Source organism: Leifsonia sp. 115AMFTsu3.1, assembly GCF_004362795.1.
Classification (GTDB): Bacteria; Actinomycetota; Actinomycetes; order Actinomycetales; family Microbacteriaceae; genus Leifsonia.
This window is the reverse complement of sequence record NZ_SNYB01000002.1, coordinates 195,963-210,507: the sequence shown is the minus strand read 5'-3', so window position 1 is coordinate 210,507 and position 14,545 is coordinate 195,963. Positions and strand designations below refer to the sequence as shown.

Sequence of the window (14,545 nt, the reverse complement as noted above, 5' to 3'; positions counted from 1 at the left end):
GCCTCCGATCAGAATCGGACCATGTCCGTCACCGAACGTGTCTCGAGCGCCCTCGCCGAGCGGATGGCCGACGCCCGCGGCGTGCTCGCCGCACCCGCCCGCAGCGCGCGGACGACGGTCGTGATCGGCCGCCTCCTCGCCACCGCGTTCCTGGTCTGCTTCCTCACCGGCCTCTACAGCCACCTGCTGCAGGAGCCGCTGCCGGGGATGCGGTTCCCGACCTGGCCGGGCGTCTACGCCTTCACCCAGGGGCTGCACGTCTCCGTCGGCATCGCGATCTTCCCGCTCCTGCTCGGCAAGCTGTGGACCGTCTACCCGCGGTTGTTCCTGTGGCCGCCGGTGCGGTCGGCGCGGGAGCTGCTGGAGCGCGCATCCATCGCCCTGCTGGTCTCGAGCGCCCTGCTCGAACCGGCGATCGGGCTGGTCAACACGTACCAGTGGTACCCCTGGCCGTTCTTCTTCCGGCAGACGCATTACGCCCTGGCCTGGGTGATCGTCGGTTCGCTGGCGATCCATATCGCTGTGAAGCTGCCGACGATCGTCCGCTTCTGGCGCCGCCGCAGCACAGCGACCGACCGGAGCGTCACCGATGACTGAGCCGCAGAGGGTCACGCGCCGCGCGCTTCTCGGCACGATCGCCGCCACCGGCATCGCGGCGGTCGGCCTCACCGCCGGTCAGTCGTTCGGATGGCTGGCGCCGTTGAACTCCTTCGCACCGCGCGTCCAGGGTTACGGCCCGCAGCAGGTGCCCGTGAACACCACGGCGAAGGCAGCGGGAGTGGTGGATGCGGCCCAAGCCGCGGACTGGACCCTGACCGTCCGTCACGGCGACCGCACCGAGGTGCTCGACCGCGCCCGGCTCCGCGGCCTGCCGCACGCGCGCGCCACCCTGCCGATCGCCTGCGTCGAGGGCTGGAGCACGACGGCGCAGTGGGAGGGGGTGCGGATGCGCGACCTGCTCGCGCTTGTCGGCGCGCCCGCCGCATCCACCGTCCTGGTCACCAGCCTGCAACCGCGCGGCGCCTACCGCATGACGACGATGGGGCCCGAGTTCGCCGAGGACCCGAGCACGCTCGTGGCCCTGTCGCTGAACGGGCGGACCCTCGATCTCGACCACGGCTACCCGGCGCGGGTGATCGCGCCGGGCCGTCCTGGCGTCCTGCAGACCAAGTGGCTGAGTTCGATCGAGGTGATGCCGGGATGATGCGGACGCGTGCGGCCATCGGCGCGCTGGGAGCGGCCCTGATCGGCGTCGGCGGGGTGTTCCTCGTGCTGGATCTGCAGCCCGTCCAGATCGCCGGACTGGTGCTCTGGCTCGCCGCCGCCGTGGTGCTTCACGACGCCGTGCTGGTTCCGGTCGTCACGGTGGTCGATCTCCTGCTTCGGCGCGCGTCCCGCCGTCTGCCGACGGCCGTGGTGGCGGTCGTCGAGGCCGGCTTCGCGGTCGGCGCCCTGCTCACCGCGATGGTCGTGCCCGAACTGATCGCCCAGGCTCGAGGGCCGCGTAACGCGACCGTGCTGCCCGGCGACTACGACCTCCGGCTCGCCGTGCTGTGGATCGCGATCGCTCTCGCCGTGGCCATCGCGTCGGGCGTCATCGTGTGGCGAGCACGAAGGTCCGGCCGCCGCTCCTGACGGTCGCGGTCTGCATGCCGAGCCTGTCGAGCAGGCGGGTGGCGGCTCGCTCCCCCATCTCGGCCCACGGGAACCACCCGCTTCGGGCGCCGACGGGATGCACGAGCTGCGCCGCGAAGCGCGCACTGCGGTCCCCGTCGGCGTGGGTCTCCACGAGCATCCGCCCGTCAGGGCGCAGCAGCTCGGAAGCGCGGGCGAGCAGAGCGGCGGGGTCACCTCCGATGCCGATGTTCCCGTCCAGGAGCAGGACCGCTCCCCAGGTCCCCTCCGCCGGGAGCGTCTTGAAGACGGATCGGCGCAGCACCGGCAGCCCCCTGGCCCGTGCGTGCCCGACCGCCACCGCCGAGATGTCGATCCCCAGCGCGAGTCTGCCTGTCTCGATGGCCGCCCGGACCATCCGGGCGGGGCCGCATCCGACGTCGAGTACGGGCCCGGACGTCAGGGCGAGCACTCGGCGTTCCGCTGCGGTCGCGGGCGCGAGGTAGGCGGAGACGTCCAGGGGTGCCGCGTCATCGTCGACACCGTCGCTGACGACGGTCAGGAGTCCGCCGCCCGCACGGAGAGCGAGATCGTAGGGTTCGGCGCCGCCCCCGCCGAAGTCGGCCGGAGTCTCCCAGGCCGACGGGAGCTCGGTCGCCGGTTCCAGGGCCGCGCTCACGCGTCCACCCCGCTCGGGCGCAGAGCAGCCAGCACACGCGCGACCGCCGGCGACCGTCGTGCGGCGATCGGCACGTCCGCGGCGGTATCGATGTCGGTGAGCGGTGGCAGGAGCCGGACGCGCAACCCGGCGGCGCGCAGCCGCTCGAACTGGTGGGCTCCCGTCCGGTCCGTCGACATCGGCACGCCGCGGATCAGAGCGCCGTCCGGCCTCCGCATCGCCAGAGCCCAGAAGCCGCCGTCGGTCGCCGGGCCGAACCAGGCATCGACCTCCGTAGCGTCGGCGAACACCCCGGCGAGGACCGCCGGGTCGACGTGCGGCGTGTCCATCCCGAGCAGCAGCAGCGGTTCGTTGACCGTGTCGAACAGCGCGGCGATGCGCTCGTCGAGCCCGCCGCCGGACTGCGGGATCACCTCCCAGCCGGCGGCCCCCGGCGGCAGGGCGTCGCCGTCGAGGTACAGGATGCGGCGAGCGGCCGGCAGCGCCGCGGCGACCTCGAGGGTGTCGGCCAGGGCAGCGGCGGCGATGGACGCCGCCTCCTCAGCCGAGAACTCGGGCTGCAGGCGGGTCTTCACCCTGCCCGGCACGCACTCTTTCGCGATCACGGCGACGGCGGTCATCGCGCCGACTCCGCCAGCTGCCGACGCACATCCCGCACCGCCGTCAGGTAGCCGCGGACCGAGCCGGTCACCTTGGATCTCCCGACCCGGGGGCGGTAGTCCACGGTGACCTGCTGAAGACGCCATCCCTGCCGGTGCGCGCGCAGCACCAGTTCCACCGGGTAGCCGCTGCGCCGATCCGTGACGCCCAGTTCCAGCAGGGGCACCCGGTAAGCCGCCCGCACAGGGCCGAGATCGTAGAGGGGAGCGCCGGTGCGCGAGCGGATCATCCGTGCGAGCACCCGGTTCGCGACGCGCGCGGCGAACGGCCAGGCCGAGCGGCTCGTCGGCCGCCGTCGTCCGATCGTCAGATCGGCCGCACCGGAGTCGACCGGCCGGACCACAGCGTCGAACCGACGGGGGTCGATGGTTCCGTCGCCGTCGCACACCACCACCAGCTCGGAGGTGGCCGCTTCCAGGCCGGCCTTCACCGCGGCGCCGTAGCCGCGCCGCGGCTCGTCCACGACGCGCGCTCCGCCCCGGCGCGCGACCTCGGCGGTGGCATCCGTCGACCCGTTGTCGACCACGATGGCGCGGTACCGCGGAGGCAGGGCCGCCAGCAGGGCCGGCAGAGCCTCCTCCTCGTTCAGGCACGGGAACACGACGTCGATGGGTTCGATCACGATTCGACGCTATGCAGCGCCGCCTCCGCCCGGCCGGTCAGAATCTTACGAAACACGGACGGTCGCGCCCGCGTCCCCGCGACCCGTCCCGACCTGCAGCCTGCCGACCTATGCTGAGCGCATGACCACCCCGCTGTCGGAAGCCGCGGCGCGCGACCTGCGCGACCGCCGCGTGCTCGTGGTGGAGGACGACCCCACCGTGCGGGAGGTCGCCAGCGGCTATCTCCGCTCCGCGGGCCTCATCGTCGACGAGGCCGTCGATGGCTTCCGCGCGCTCGACCTCGCCGAGCGCACGCCGCCGGATCTGGTGGTGCTCGACCGCATGCTGCCCGGAATCGACGGGCTCGAGGTCGCTCGTCGACTTCGCAGCCGACGGCCGGTGCCGATCATCCTCCTCACCGCCCTGGGCTCCACCGACGACCGCATCCAGGGTTTGGAGGCCGGGGCCGACGACTACCTCGCCAAGCCCTTCTCGCCGCGCGAGCTGGTGCTGCGCGCGCAGTCCATCCTCCGCCGGAGCGTCGGGGCGCTCACCCCGGAGGCGCCGTTCCGCCTCGGCGACTTCTCCATCGATCCGTCCAACCGTACGGTCGCCAAGGCGGAACGCGAGCTCACCCTGACCGCCCGGGAGTTCGACCTCCTCGCGTTCTTCCTCAAGCATCCGAATCAGGTGTTCAGCCGGGAGCAGCTGCTCAAAGAGGTGTGGCGCTGGGACTTCGGCGACCTCTCGACGGTCACCGTCCACGTGCGCCGGCTGCGCGAGAAGATCGAGGACGACCCCACCAAGCCACGTCACCTGACCACCGTCTGGGCGGTGGGCTACCGGATGAGCGTCTGAGGATGTCCGCATGATCGCCCTCGGAGACCTCGCCGTGATCGTCGGCACCAGCCTCATCGTTGCCGTCGTGATCTCCGCCATCGCCGTGATGGTGCTGCACCTGCTGCGCCGCGCCTCCATCCTGATCCGGCTCGGCGTCGTCGTGCTCGCTGCGGTCGCGTCGATCGTCGGCGGCACGGTCGCCATCGCCCGGGCGATGTACATCTCGTCGCACGACTTCGTCGTTCTCGCCTGGGTCATCGGCGTGGCCGCAGTTGCGAGCCTGGGTGTAGCCGCTGTGCTCGGGATGGGGCTGGTGCGCACCAGCCGCACGCTCCGCGTCGCCGCGCGGGCGGTCGGCGACGGCCAGGTGGTGCCCGCGGAACGGCAGGACAGCAGCGAGTTCAGCGCCCTCTCGCGCGAACTCGCCGACGTCTCCCGTCGCCTCGCGGAGTCACGCGAAGAGGTGCGGATGCTCGACGAATCCCGGCGAGAACTCGTCGCCTGGATCTCGCACGACCTGCGCACTCCCCTCGCCGCGATGCAGGCCATGGCGGAGGCGCTCGAGGACGGCATCGCCGCCGATCCGGAGCGGTACTACCGCCAGCTCCGCAGCCAGACCGACACGCTCAGTCACATGGTCGACGACCTGTTCGAGCTGTCCAAGATCCAGTCCGGAGCCCTGCGGCTGGAGCTCGGACCGCTGTCGATGTACGACCTCGTCAGCGACGCCGTCGCCGACCTCGCTCCCCTCGCGGCGACCCGGTCGGTGTCGTTGAACGAATCGCAGGACGGCGACCTCACCGTGTGGGGAGATGCGCGGGAGCTCTCGCGTGTCATCCACAACCTGCTCGTGAACGCCATCGAGCACTCGCCCGCCGGTTCGGCCATCCACGTGTCGGTCCGGGAGGGAGCGCATTCGTCCGTCGTCCTCAGCGTCGTGGATGAGGGCGGCGGCATCCCCGAGGAGCACCTGCCGAAGGTCTTCGACGCCGGCTGGCGCGGCAGCGCAGCGCGATCGCCCCGCAGCGGAGTCGTGTCCGGCGGGGCCGGGCTCGGCCTGGCGATCGTGCACGGCATCGTCACCGCACACGACGGGGATGTCTCCGTGCGGAACACGGCCGGCGGCTGTCGTTTCGACGTCCGGCTACCACGTTTCCAGCCCCGCATGGCCGGAAGCTGAGCGCTTTCACAGGGGGACAAATGACCCCCGTTTTGGTGTCCGCGCTATGGAGGACATCGGAGTAGTTTTGGGCTACCGGTGAACCCGAATCACCGGCCGCGAACGCACGAGGCTCCCAACCCGACAACCCGGTGGCCCACGCGAGCGCCTTCATAACGCGTCCCGAAACCGTGTGTGACCCGACATCACGCCGGCCCGTTCGAGGCGCCGTAACGGAAAGTACCCGAACTTCCATGTTGCGCAATATCAGCTCCACCGTTCCCAGCCGCCTTCTCACGCGCCTGACCACGCTCACCAGCGGGCAGTGGATCGCCATCACCTCGCGCCCGGTCCCCAACCGCGCGGACAGCGTGACGGTCGACTCGCCGCTCGAGGAGACGATCTCGGCGATCTTCACCGCGCTGCCCGTCAGCGACGCCACCGACACGCCGCTTGTCGGATGGCTCGGCGACCCGGCCAATGATGCCGGGCTCGACGCCTTCTTCACGGTCCAGGGGCTCGCCCGCGACATCGAGCGCCGCCCGCTCGAGATGGGTCGCCTGCAGAGCCTGCCGGACGACCCGTGGCAGAACGTCGCCGCCGTCGTCACGGTCCCTGCGGCGACGGAGTTCGTCTTCTTCGTCTGCGTCGGCCACGGCGAGCAGACCCCGGTGACGCTCTTCGGCGCACGTCAGCACCTGGCCGCCTGAGCCGGTCGCGACGGAGCGCTTGACTTCAAGCGCTTGAGGTCTGTTCTGATGGGGACATGACCACGTTGACCATCCAGGACGTCTCCCGGCAGAGCGGGCTGAGCGAGCCGACCCTTCGGTACTACGAAGAGGTCGGCCTGCTCGGCCCGATCGCGCGCGACGAGCGCAGCGGGCACCGGCGGTACGCGGAGGGCGACCTCGACGATGCCCAGGTGCTCGCCTGCCTGCGCGCCATGGGCGTCGGGATCGAGGACATGCGCACGTACCAGGCGAACCGCCGGCGCGGACGCGAGGCGGCGGCCGAGCAGCGCGACATCCTGCTTCGCCACGCCGACCGCGTCGAGGAGCAGATCGCGACGCTTCGTGTGCACCTCGACTACCTGAGGGTGAAGGCCGCCCTGTGGGATGCGCGGGATCAGGCGGACTCCGCCGCCGAGGCTCAGGCTCACGCCGAGCTCGAATCCATCCTTCCCCGACTCGAGGAGACCTTCCGATGACATCCCCCGCTCCGACCACCCTCGTCACCGGCGGCACCGGCTACCTCGCCACACGGCTGCTGGCCGACCTGCTCGCATCCGGCGCCGCCGTCCGCACCACCGTCCGCTCGCTCGACCGCGCGGACGAGGTCCGCGCCGCCGTCCGCCGTGCGGGAGTGGACGACGGCGGCCTCTCGTTCGTCGCCGCCTCCCTCACCGAGGACGACGGCTGGGCCGACGCCCTCGCCGGTATCGAGGAGGTGCACCACACCGCGTCGCCGATGATCCAGTCCTCCGTGCCCGACGAGGTCGTCGTCCCCGCCCGTGATGGCGCGTTGCGCGTGCTGCGCGCCGCACGGGACGCCGGTGCGCGCCGCGTCGTGCTCACCTCGTCGTTCGCCGCTGTCGGATACTCGCCGAAGCCGGTCCGCGACTACGACGAGAGCGACTGGACCGACCCCTCCACCCCCGGCCTGCCCGCCTATCCGCTGTCGAAGGCGGTCGCCGAACGCGCCGCCTGGGACTTCGTCGAGCGGGAAGGCGGCGACCTCGAGCTGGTCGCCGTCAATCCGACGTGGATCGCCGGCCCGACCCTGACCTCCTCCGCGCGGTCGTCGCTCGCCTACTTCACGGGGATGCTGGACGGCACGATCACGGCGGTCCCGCGGCAGCGCTTCGGGATGGCGGATGTGCGGGACGTCTCGGCGGCCCATCTCGCCGCCATGTCCACCCCGGGAGCGGCGGGCAACCGCTACCTGGTGCTGGCGGACGGGCCGACGATGACCTTCCTCGACGTCGCGAACGTGCTGCGCGAGCGTCTCGGCGACCTCGCCGCCCAGGCGCCCACCGAGGAGCTGCCCGGCGACGAGCCCGCACCCCTCGTCATCCACAACGAGCGCGCGAAGCGGGAGCTGGGCCTCCGGCCCCGTCCCGCCGTCGAGACGATCGTCGAGACGGCCGAGAGCCTGCGCGATCTCGGGCTGCTCGCCGATCCGCCGCTGGTCTGATCCCTCAGCGGGCGCACTCCTGGGATTGCTCGGTGATGATCCACTCCGTACCGGGCCTGTGCATCACGACGGTTCCGCAGTCTCCGGAGGCGCCGTAGGTGACGAACAGCGTGGCGTCGGTGGCGGTCTCGTGCTGGACGGCGATGTCGACGCTCGCGTCCTGTCCCGCCGCCTTGTACAGCTGAGCAGTGGCCGCGATCATCTCCTCGCAGGTGGACACGCTGACTCCCGCATTCGCGTTGAGCTCTGCGATCATCCGCTGCACGAGCTGGGGCGCCAGTCCCGCACAGGCCGTTCCGACGTCCGGGACGCGCGACGCCGCGAGCCACGCCGAGAAACTCTCGGCCGCTCCCTGTACCGGCTCCTGCCCGCTATCAGGATTGCGGCTCGGGCTCGCGCTCGTGGTGGGCTGTGAGACGGACGCACTCGGCTTGGGCGAGCCGGCACCCGTCGTGCACGCGGTGGTCGCGGTGAGGGCGAGCGCGACGATTCCGATGGCCGCCAGGACACGAGAGCTCCGATGAGTCACTTCTCGATCCTGGCAGAGAAGCAATTTGTGCGGTACCCGACCCGGGTATAACCTATACCCATAGGGGGTATTTCTACCCGGCCGCGCCGAGCCGTTCCCGACCACGAATCGAAGGAGACACCATCATGCGCAGCAGCACGTCCACGCACGGCGACCTCGGTCTCACCGACAAGAACAGCGCCTGCACCTGTAGCGCGGACGCGCACGGACACGCGGACGCGGTTGTCGCATCCACGGCGGCCGCCTCGGCCTCCTCCGTCGACTACCTGGTCGCCGGGATGACCTGCTCGCACTGCGTCGCCAGCGTCACCGAAGAGCTCGAAGCGCTCGACGGCGTCGAGGCCGTCCGTGTCGATCTGAACGCGGGCGGAACCTCCACGGTCACCGTCTCCTCGGCCGCGCCTCTCGACACGGACGCTGTCCGCGCTGCGATCGACGAGGCGGGATACTCGCTGGTCTCGGCATGAGCGCGGAAGCCGTCGAACTCGAGATCGGCGGGATGACGTGCGCCTCCTGCGCCACCCGGATCGAGCGCAAGCTCAACCGGATCGAGGGCGTCGAGGCCACCGTCAACTACGCCACCGAGAGAGCCCGGATCACCGCCGACGGCGTGGACACGTCCACGCTGATCGAGGCCGTCGAAGCCGCCGGGTACACCGCCGCGGTCCCGGCACCGCCGCTCGAGGAGACACCAGCCGTATCGGTCGCCGACCGGGAGACGGAAGAGCTGCGGCGGCGCCTCTTCATCTCGACCGCGTTGACCGTGCCCGTCGTCGTGCTGTCGATGGTGCCCGCGCTGCAGTTCACGAACTGGCAGTGGCTGACGCTGACCCTCTCTGCACCCGTGGCGGTCTGGGGTGCGTGGCCGTTCCACCGCGCCGCGTGGGTGAACGCGCGCCACGGCGCCGCGACGATGGACACGCTGATCAGTGTCGGCGTCATCGCCGCCTTCGGGTGGTCGCTCTACGCGTTGTTCTTCGGCATGGCCGGCCAACCCGGCATGCACATGACCTTCCAGTTGATCGCCGAATCGGGTTCCGGCGCGAGCGAGATCTACCTGGAGGTCGCCTCGGCCGTCACCGTGTTCATCCTCGCGGGCCGCTATGTCGAGGCCCGCGCCAAGCGCAAGTCTGGCGCAGCGCTGCGGGCCCTGCTGGAGCTCGGCGCCAAGGACGCGTCCCTGCTCGCCGACGGAGTCGAGACCCGGGTGCCCGTTTCGTCCCTCTCGGTCGGCGATCGTTTCGTGGTCCGGCCGGGCGAGAAGGTGGCGACGGATGGCCGAGTGGTCGAGGGGTCCGCCGCGATCGATCTGAGCATGCTCACCGGAGAGTCCGTCCCGGTCGAGGTCTCTCCCACCGATCACGTCACCGGCGCAACGGTGAATGTCGGCGGACGTCTGGTGGTTGAGGTGACAGCAGTCGGCGCGGATACCGAACTGGCTCGTCTCGGTCGCCTGGTGGAGGAGGCCCAGACCGGGAAGGCGGAGGCACAGCGGCTGGCCGATCGGGTCTCCGCGATCTTCGTCCCCGTCGTCATCGGTCTTGCCTTGCTCACGCTCGCCCTCTGGCTGGTGCTCGGCGCCGGCGTCGAGGCCGCCTTCACCGCTGCGGTCGCGACCCTGATCATCGCCTGCCCGTGCGCACTTGGCCTGGCGACCCCGACCGCCCTGCTGGTCGGGACCGGTCGCGGCGCCCAGCTCGGCCTGCTGATCCGGGGTCCCCAGGTGCTGGAGCAGACCCGCCGCATCGACACCATCGTGCTGGACAAGACCGGCACCATCACGACCGGCCGGATGAGCCTCACCGACGTGTACGTGGCCGCGGGCGAAGACGAGGGCACCGTCCTCGCAGTCGCCGCCGCCGCCGAAGACGGCTCGGAGCATCCCGTCGCCCGGGCCATCGTCGAGGGCGCCCGCAACCGGCGGATCCCGCCGCTCGGGGCGGAGTCGTTCCGTTCCGAGCACGGCCTCGGCGTGGAGGCTGTCGTCGAAGGGCGCCACGTCACCGTCGGCCGGGCATCCTGGCTGGCGGACGCGTGGGCACTCGACCTGCCCGGAGAACTGCTCGACCGGATCCGCGATTCGGAGGGCGAGGCCGAGACCGCCGTGGCGGTCGCGTGGGACGGCGCGGTGCGCGGCGTCGTGGTCGTCAGCGACACGATCAGGGAGTCGAGCGCGGCGGCGATCGCCGAGTTCCGCCGGCTCGGGCTGACCACGGTGCTGCTGACCGGCGACAACGCGGGCTCCGCGAACGCGGTCGCGGAACGCGTGGGAATCGTGGATGTGCGCTCCGGTGTGACACCGCAGGGAAAGCTGGATGCCATCCGGCGGCTGCAACAGGACGGTCACGTCGTCGCGATGGCCGGCGACGGGGTCAACGACGCCGCCGCACTGGCAGCCGCCGACCTGGGGATCGCCATGGGAACAGGCACCGACGCGGCGATCGCCGCCGGCGACATCACGGTGATGAGCGGTGATCTGCTCGCCGTCGGCGACGCCATCCGGCTCGCCCGCCGTACGCTCGGCACGATCAAGGGCAACCTCTTCTGGGCGTTCGCATACAACGTGGCCGCGATCCCGGTCGCGATGCTCGGCCTCCTGAACCCGCTTCTCGCCGGGGCCGCGATGGCGCTCTCCAGCGTCTTCGTCGTCACCAACAGCCTGCGACTGAGGCGATTCCGTGCGGCGAACCGGTGATGATGGAGTGTGAAGACCCTCATCGTCACCGCACATCCCGAGCCTGATTCTCTGACCAACCAGATCGCCCGCCGACTCGCGAGCATGCTGGACCCGTCACCGGTCGAGATCGTCGATCTGGCCGCCGAGGGCCTCGACCCTCGCTTCACCGTTGCCGACCGTCGCACGTATCTGACGGGAGGACACGTCACGCCCGACGTGATCGCGGAGCAGCGGAGAGTGGATGGGGCGGACCATCTGGTCCTGGTGTTCCCCGTCTACTGGTGGTCGATGCCGGCCCAGCTGAAGGGGTGGATCGACCGCGTCTTCGTCAACGGATGGGCGTTCACCATCGACCCCGAGCATGGCATCCGGCGCAATCTCGGCCGCCTCACCATCCACCTGATCCCGGTCGCCGGCGACGACGCCGGAGTGTACGAGCGCCACGGCTACGAGCAGGCCCTGCGAACGCAGATCGAGCACGGCATCATCGACTACTGCGGCAGCCGCCGAGGAGCGACCGCGTTCGTGTACGAGTCGGAGCGGGAGGATGCGGCTGCGCGTGAGCGGGTCATCGACGAAGCTGTGAGTGCCGTCCGGCGGGCGATCGACGCTCAGCGCGAGGCTCTCGTGAGCGAGAACGGCGGCCGATGATCAGCCGCCGTTCTCGAGCCCGGGTCGCGTGAGCTCTATCCGGCGAGCGAGGCCCCGGCGCTCTGTGCGATGTGGCGGCCCGAGTGCACGGCTTCCTCTTCGGCGGCCTGCTTCAGCTCCGCCGCCGCGTCGGCGAACGCGTCGAGCGCAGGGTTGACGCCGACGAGTGTGAAGGGCCGCTGAACGACGCGGAGGTCGAGCCTCCAGACGTCCTCGAGGACGCGACGAAGCCACGCGGTGGAGTGGTCCCATCCCTCTTTGGGAGTTCCGGGCGCGTAGTTGCCGCCCAGGACGGTGACGAGAGTGGCCGGCTTGCCACGCAGTGCCGTGCCCGTGGGGTTGGTCCGGGGATCCGTGTACACCAGGTCGAACCAGGTCTTGAAATGCTGCGAGACGCCGTAGTTGTAGAGGGGAACGGCGAACACCAGTGCGTCAGCGCTGACCAGCTCGTCGGCCAGCTGGGTCGCGAGGCTGTGTGCTGCGCGCTGACGGTCGGTGCGATCCGACTCCGCGATGGCGCCCGAGGTCACGACGTCGGGCCACGCCGTCGCAGGGATCGGATCGGCGGCGAGGTCGCGGCGGACGACCCGGGAATCGGGATGCGTGGACAGCCATTCGGATTCGACCAGGTCGGCGAGCGAACGGCTCGCTGAGGTGGCCGGTGTGATGCTGGCGTCCAGTCGGTACAGCTCCATGCTTCTCCCATCAGTTGTCATAGTCGCTCTTAAAAACATAGCGACTATGCGAACTGTAGCATGCGTACAATTGGGACATGGACGCGCCCGAGCACGATGTCATCCGTTGTGATGCTGCCGTCACGCTCGCGTTCTCCGTCCTCGGCAAGCGGTGGAACGGGATGATCGTGTCGGCTCTCGGCAGCGGCGCGTCCACCTTCCGCGGAGTGAGTCACGCCGTGCCCGGAATCAGTGACGCCGTGCTCTCCGACCGCCTCGCAGACCTGGCCGAAGCCGGTCTCGTCGTCCGCACGGTCACGCCGGGCCCGCCCGTGACCGTCTCGTACGGCCTCACCGACAGCGGCAGCCGTCTGCTCCCGATCCTCGATCAGCTCGGCGAATGGGCCGTCGGCAACCTCACCGCGCGCCCCTGATCGTCCTCACAGGGCCTTCTCGCCGGCATCGACGACACAGAAGCGATTGCCGTCAGGGTCGGCCAGCACGACATAGTCGGCACCGTCCTCGTAATCCCAGTCGACCTCCCGCGCACCGAGCCCGATCAGCCGCTGAACCTCCGCAGCCTGATCGGACGCGTAGAGGTCGAGGTGATGCCGCGGACTCGGATTCGCGTCGCTGCCGACCTGCTTGATCGCGAGCTGGGGACCCGTCGCGCGGTCTGCGCGATCGTCCGCCGGCCCCAGCAGCGTCCAATCGTCGTCGGGTTCCCGGATCGGCCTGTAGTCGAGCGCCGCGCACCAGAACTCCACGGTGCGCGGCACATCCCGGGCACCCCACACGATCGAGCCGATCCGGATCACATCCCCACCCTCCGCTCGCACTCGGCAGACCGCAAGGGGCGCACCGGCTGGACGTTCAGCTGACGTTGGGGCCGGCTAGCCGAGGCCGAGGATGAGGCCGACGACGACCAGTACCAGAGCCGTGGCACCGTGCACGCTCAGTGCCTGCCGGACGGTCCCGCCGTTGGAGACGACGATGATGGCGTCGCCGATCGGGGTGATCGCTGCAGCGACGAGTGCCCAGCCGAAGACTGCCGGGCCGGCCACCGCGAGGATCACAAGGGGCACGACGCCCGAGGTAATGTCGCGTACCCCCTTGATGCTGGTCAGGGCGCGCGGTCTCCCTTCCGGAACACCGAAACCGGCGAGGGCGACCTGGGGCGCCAGCAGGAAGCGAACCCCGATGAAGAGGATGAAAGCGCAGCCGAGGATGGCCACGATGAGGGCGGCGATTGTCATGAGGGAACCTTTCGACGTGATATCTAGCACCGTTCCCTAACGACGCTAGCCTACGGCGCATTTATTTTCTAGCGCAGATAGCTAACGCTGATAGACTTCACGCATGTCTCCTCGACCAGCGCCCGACCTCGACCTCCGGCGCGAGCAGATCGTCCAAGCTGCGAGCGCCATCGCGGAGTCAGAAGGGTGGGGCGCCATCACGATCCGCCGGCTTGCGGCGCAGATCGGTCTCTCCCAGCCGGTTCTGTACTCGGCGTTCCCCGACGGCCGCCAAGCCGTCATCGATGCCGTCGCGATCGCCGGGTTCGATGCGATCGCCGCTGCACTCGAGGCGGTCGAGCCGGAACCGATGGCGCGGTTGCGGGCCTATCTCGATTTCGCCCTGGACCACCCGCACCTGTACGAAGCAATGTTCACGATGCCGTCGGGGCTGACGTTCGGTCCGGGCAACAGCATCCCATCGCTTCAACGTGCGTTCGCCGCCATTCAGCAAGCGTTCCCGGGCGCGGACGGCGCGCGTGCCGAGGTCGCGTGGGCGACCGTCCACGGCCTCGCCACGCTCCAGCTCAGTCACCGACTGCCCGAGGCGACCCTCGATGCGCGACTCGAGTACGCCAGACGCATGCTGGCAACTCCGGCCTGACATGGGGGCCGCTTGGGCGATTCCAGCCGAGCGTCAGAGCGAAACGACGTCGGTGAACCGTGTCAGCACTGGCGGTGCGGCCAAGTAGTCACCCAATCCCGAAGCGCCGGGGCCAGCGCGCCAGGCACGGTAGGCCTCATCATGCTCGAGCGACTCCCAGTGCTCGACCGCCACCACGTGTGCGGGGTCAGTGACGTCCGTGACGACGTGCACACCGAGGCAGCCGTCGAAAGCGCGCGTGTCCGCGAGGATGTCGAGCAGCGCGGACGGCCCGTCCTCAAGGTGGTCGGCCGCAAAACGCAGGTCGAGGAAGGAGGTGACAGTCATGCGGGCGACGCTAGCACTCGATCGATGTTCCAGCGTTTGGA

21 protein-coding genes are annotated in these 14,545 nt (G+C 70.2%); 13 read left to right on the top strand and 8 right to left on the bottom strand.

Going from position 1 to position 14,545, the window contains the following annotated elements; all coding sequences use genetic code 11:
• Window positions 1–21: 21 nt before the first annotated feature.
• From AXZ95_RS19805 to AXZ95_RS12005, 3 genes are read left to right on the top strand one after another with little or no spacing between them, the layout of a single operon-like run.
• On the top strand, window positions 22–597 hold the full coding sequence (locus tag AXZ95_RS19805) for a hypothetical protein (RefSeq protein ID WP_231374513.1): 576 nt from the start codon (window positions 22–24) through the stop codon (window positions 595–597).
• Window positions 590–1,204: a molybdopterin-dependent oxidoreductase gene (locus tag AXZ95_RS19800; protein ID WP_231374514.1), complete on the top strand. Its 615-nt coding sequence runs from the start codon at window positions 590–592 to the stop codon at window positions 1,202–1,204. The genes AXZ95_RS19805 and AXZ95_RS19800 overlap by 8 nt, the downstream gene beginning before the upstream one ends.
• Complete coding sequence (locus tag AXZ95_RS12005) at window positions 1,201–1,635, top strand: hypothetical protein (protein WP_018192568.1); 435 nt, start codon at window positions 1,201–1,203, stop codon at window positions 1,633–1,635. The genes AXZ95_RS19800 and AXZ95_RS12005 overlap by 4 nt, the downstream gene beginning before the upstream one ends.
• Here AXZ95_RS12005 and AXZ95_RS12000 read toward each other — a convergent pair.
• Genes AXZ95_RS12000 through AXZ95_RS11990 form a run of 3 tightly spaced genes read right to left on the bottom strand, consistent with a single transcriptional unit; the run spans window position 1,595 to window position 3,575 of the window.
• Entirely contained in the window at window positions 1,595–2,293 is a 699-nt protein-coding gene (locus tag AXZ95_RS12000; RefSeq protein ID WP_018192569.1) for a class I SAM-dependent methyltransferase, read from the bottom strand. The genes AXZ95_RS12005 and AXZ95_RS12000 overlap by 41 nt on opposite strands.
• Window positions 2,290–2,913 carry a DUF2064 domain-containing protein gene (locus AXZ95_RS11995; RefSeq protein WP_018192570.1) on the bottom strand — a complete coding sequence of 208 codons (624 nt, stop codon included), beginning with the start codon at window positions 2,911–2,913 and terminating at the stop codon, window positions 2,290–2,292. The genes AXZ95_RS12000 and AXZ95_RS11995 overlap by 4 nt, the downstream gene beginning before the upstream one ends.
• Window positions 2,910–3,575: a glycosyltransferase family 2 protein gene (locus tag AXZ95_RS11990; protein ID WP_018192571.1), complete on the bottom strand. Its 666-nt coding sequence runs from the start codon at window positions 3,573–3,575 to the stop codon at window positions 2,910–2,912. The genes AXZ95_RS11995 and AXZ95_RS11990 overlap by 4 nt, the downstream gene beginning before the upstream one ends.
• Window positions 3,576–3,696: 121 nt before the next feature.
• Here AXZ95_RS11990 and AXZ95_RS11985 point away from each other — a divergent pair, with 121 nt between their 5' ends.
• The 5 genes from AXZ95_RS11985 to AXZ95_RS11965 all read left to right on the top strand — a co-directional run bounded on the left by AXZ95_RS11985 (window position 3,697) and on the right by AXZ95_RS11965 (window position 7,747).
• Complete coding sequence (locus AXZ95_RS11985) at window positions 3,697–4,413, top strand: response regulator transcription factor (protein ID WP_018192572.1); 717 nt, start codon at window positions 3,697–3,699, stop codon at window positions 4,411–4,413.
• A 10-nt stretch (window positions 4,414–4,423) separates the two neighbouring features.
• Entirely contained in the window at window positions 4,424–5,575 is a 1,152-nt protein-coding gene (locus AXZ95_RS11980) for a HAMP domain-containing sensor histidine kinase (RefSeq protein WP_018192573.1), read from the top strand.
• A gap of 233 nt (window positions 5,576–5,808) precedes the next feature.
• Window positions 5,809–6,264 (top strand): hypothetical protein, encoded by a 456-nt coding sequence (locus AXZ95_RS11975; RefSeq protein WP_018192574.1) that lies wholly within the window; start codon window positions 5,809–5,811, stop codon window positions 6,262–6,264.
• A 56-nt stretch (window positions 6,265–6,320) separates the two neighbouring features.
• A complete protein-coding gene (locus tag AXZ95_RS11970; RefSeq protein ID WP_018192575.1) occupies window positions 6,321–6,761 on the top strand; it encodes a MerR family transcriptional regulator in 441 nt (146 codons plus the stop codon).
• Window positions 6,758–7,747, top strand: a complete 990-nt coding sequence (locus AXZ95_RS11965) for an NAD-dependent epimerase/dehydratase family protein (RefSeq protein WP_018192576.1) — start codon at window positions 6,758–6,760, stop codon at window positions 7,745–7,747. The genes AXZ95_RS11970 and AXZ95_RS11965 overlap by 4 nt, the downstream gene beginning before the upstream one ends.
• 4 nt (window positions 7,748–7,751) lie before the next feature.
• Here AXZ95_RS11965 and AXZ95_RS11960 read toward each other — a convergent pair whose 3' ends face one another.
• Complete coding sequence (locus AXZ95_RS11960) at window positions 7,752–8,276, bottom strand: hypothetical protein (protein WP_018192577.1); 525 nt, start codon at window positions 8,274–8,276, stop codon at window positions 7,752–7,754.
• 125 nt (window positions 8,277–8,401) lie between these two features.
• On the opposite strand from AXZ95_RS11960, the gene AXZ95_RS11955 reads away from it, so the two are divergent.
• The 3 genes from AXZ95_RS11955 to AXZ95_RS11945 are packed head-to-tail and all read left to right on the top strand — an operon-like array spanning window position 8,402 to window position 11,604.
• Window positions 8,402–8,743, top strand: a complete 342-nt coding sequence (locus tag AXZ95_RS11955; RefSeq protein WP_018192578.1) for a cation transporter — start codon at window positions 8,402–8,404, stop codon at window positions 8,741–8,743.
• Complete coding sequence (locus AXZ95_RS11950; protein WP_018192579.1) at window positions 8,740–10,971, top strand: heavy metal translocating P-type ATPase; 2,232 nt, start codon at window positions 8,740–8,742, stop codon at window positions 10,969–10,971. The genes AXZ95_RS11955 and AXZ95_RS11950 overlap by 4 nt, the downstream gene beginning before the upstream one ends.
• A 9-nt stretch (window positions 10,972–10,980) precedes the next feature.
• Entirely contained in the window at window positions 10,981–11,604 is a 624-nt protein-coding gene (locus tag AXZ95_RS11945) for an NAD(P)H-dependent oxidoreductase (RefSeq protein ID WP_018192580.1), read from the top strand.
• A gap of 35 nt (window positions 11,605–11,639) precedes the next feature.
• Here the strand turns inward: AXZ95_RS11945 and AXZ95_RS11940 are convergent, their stop codons facing one another.
• Window positions 11,640–12,299 (bottom strand): NAD(P)H-dependent oxidoreductase, encoded by a 660-nt coding sequence (locus AXZ95_RS11940; RefSeq protein WP_018192581.1) that lies wholly within the window; start codon window positions 12,297–12,299, stop codon window positions 11,640–11,642.
• Window positions 12,300–12,376: 77 nt separating this feature from the next.
• Here AXZ95_RS11940 and AXZ95_RS11935 point away from each other — a divergent pair, with 77 nt between their 5' ends.
• Complete coding sequence (locus tag AXZ95_RS11935) at window positions 12,377–12,712, top strand: helix-turn-helix domain-containing protein (protein WP_018192582.1); 336 nt, start codon at window positions 12,377–12,379, stop codon at window positions 12,710–12,712.
• A 6-nt stretch (window positions 12,713–12,718) separates the two neighbouring features.
• Here AXZ95_RS11935 and AXZ95_RS11930 read toward each other — a convergent pair whose 3' ends face one another.
• Both AXZ95_RS11930 and AXZ95_RS11925 read right to left on the bottom strand, forming a co-directional pair.
• The gene (locus AXZ95_RS11930; protein ID WP_018192583.1) at window positions 12,719–13,096 is read right to left on the bottom strand and encodes a VOC family protein; all 378 of its coding nucleotides are present in this window, start codon (window positions 13,094–13,096) and stop codon (window positions 12,719–12,721) included.
• A 75-nt stretch (window positions 13,097–13,171) separates the two neighbouring features.
• Window positions 13,172–13,534: a DUF4267 domain-containing protein gene (locus tag AXZ95_RS11925; RefSeq protein ID WP_018192584.1), complete on the bottom strand. Its 363-nt coding sequence runs from the start codon at window positions 13,532–13,534 to the stop codon at window positions 13,172–13,174.
• Between the two features lie 103 nt (window positions 13,535–13,637).
• Here AXZ95_RS11925 and AXZ95_RS11920 point away from each other — a divergent pair, with 103 nt between their 5' ends.
• A complete protein-coding gene (locus AXZ95_RS11920; RefSeq protein ID WP_018192585.1) occupies window positions 13,638–14,177 on the top strand; it encodes a WHG domain-containing protein in 540 nt (179 codons plus the stop codon).
• Window positions 14,178–14,210: 33 nt separating this feature from the next.
• On the opposite strand, the gene AXZ95_RS11915 is transcribed toward AXZ95_RS11920, so the two are convergent.
• Entirely contained in the window at window positions 14,211–14,504 is a 294-nt protein-coding gene (locus tag AXZ95_RS11915; protein WP_018192586.1) for an antibiotic biosynthesis monooxygenase, read from the bottom strand.
• Window positions 14,505–14,545: the final 41 nt, after the last annotated feature.

Bases quoted from the DNA above. Each gene is read 5' to 3' on its own strand.
- AXZ95_RS19805 (WP_231374513.1), top strand. From the start codon at position 22: ATGTCCGTCACCGAACGTGTCTCGAGCGCCCTCGCCGAGCGGATGGCC.
- AXZ95_RS19800 (WP_231374514.1), top strand. From the start codon at position 590: ATGACTGAGCCGCAGAGGGTCACGCGCCGCGCGCTTCTCGGCACGATC.
- AXZ95_RS12005 (WP_018192568.1), top strand. From the start codon at position 1,201: ATGATGCGGACGCGTGCGGCCATCGGCGCGCTGGGAGCGGCCCTGATC.
- AXZ95_RS11995 (WP_018192570.1), bottom strand. From the start codon at position 2,913: ATGACCGCCGTCGCCGTGATCGCGAAAGAGTGCGTGCCGGGCAGGGTG.
- AXZ95_RS11985 (WP_018192572.1), top strand. From the start codon at position 3,697: ATGACCACCCCGCTGTCGGAAGCCGCGGCGCGCGACCTGCGCGACCGC.
- AXZ95_RS11980 (WP_018192573.1), top strand. From the start codon at position 4,424: ATGATCGCCCTCGGAGACCTCGCCGTGATCGTCGGCACCAGCCTCATC.
- AXZ95_RS11975 (WP_018192574.1), top strand. From the start codon at position 5,809: ATGTTGCGCAATATCAGCTCCACCGTTCCCAGCCGCCTTCTCACGCGC.
- AXZ95_RS11970 (WP_018192575.1), top strand. From the start codon at position 6,321: ATGACCACGTTGACCATCCAGGACGTCTCCCGGCAGAGCGGGCTGAGC.
- AXZ95_RS11965 (WP_018192576.1), top strand. From the start codon at position 6,758: ATGACATCCCCCGCTCCGACCACCCTCGTCACCGGCGGCACCGGCTAC.
- AXZ95_RS11955 (WP_018192578.1), top strand. From the start codon at position 8,402: ATGCGCAGCAGCACGTCCACGCACGGCGACCTCGGTCTCACCGACAAG.
- AXZ95_RS11950 (WP_018192579.1), top strand. From the start codon at position 8,740: ATGAGCGCGGAAGCCGTCGAACTCGAGATCGGCGGGATGACGTGCGCC.
- AXZ95_RS11940 (WP_018192581.1), bottom strand. From the start codon at position 12,299: ATGGAGCTGTACCGACTGGACGCCAGCATCACACCGGCCACCTCAGCG.
- AXZ95_RS11935 (WP_018192582.1), top strand. From the start codon at position 12,377: ATGGACGCGCCCGAGCACGATGTCATCCGTTGTGATGCTGCCGTCACG.
- AXZ95_RS11925 (WP_018192584.1), bottom strand. From the start codon at position 13,534: ATGACAATCGCCGCCCTCATCGTGGCCATCCTCGGCTGCGCTTTCATC.
- AXZ95_RS11920 (WP_018192585.1), top strand. From the start codon at position 13,638: ATGTCTCCTCGACCAGCGCCCGACCTCGACCTCCGGCGCGAGCAGATC.
- AXZ95_RS11915 (WP_018192586.1), bottom strand. From the start codon at position 14,504: ATGACTGTCACCTCCTTCCTCGACCTGCGTTTTGCGGCCGACCACCTT.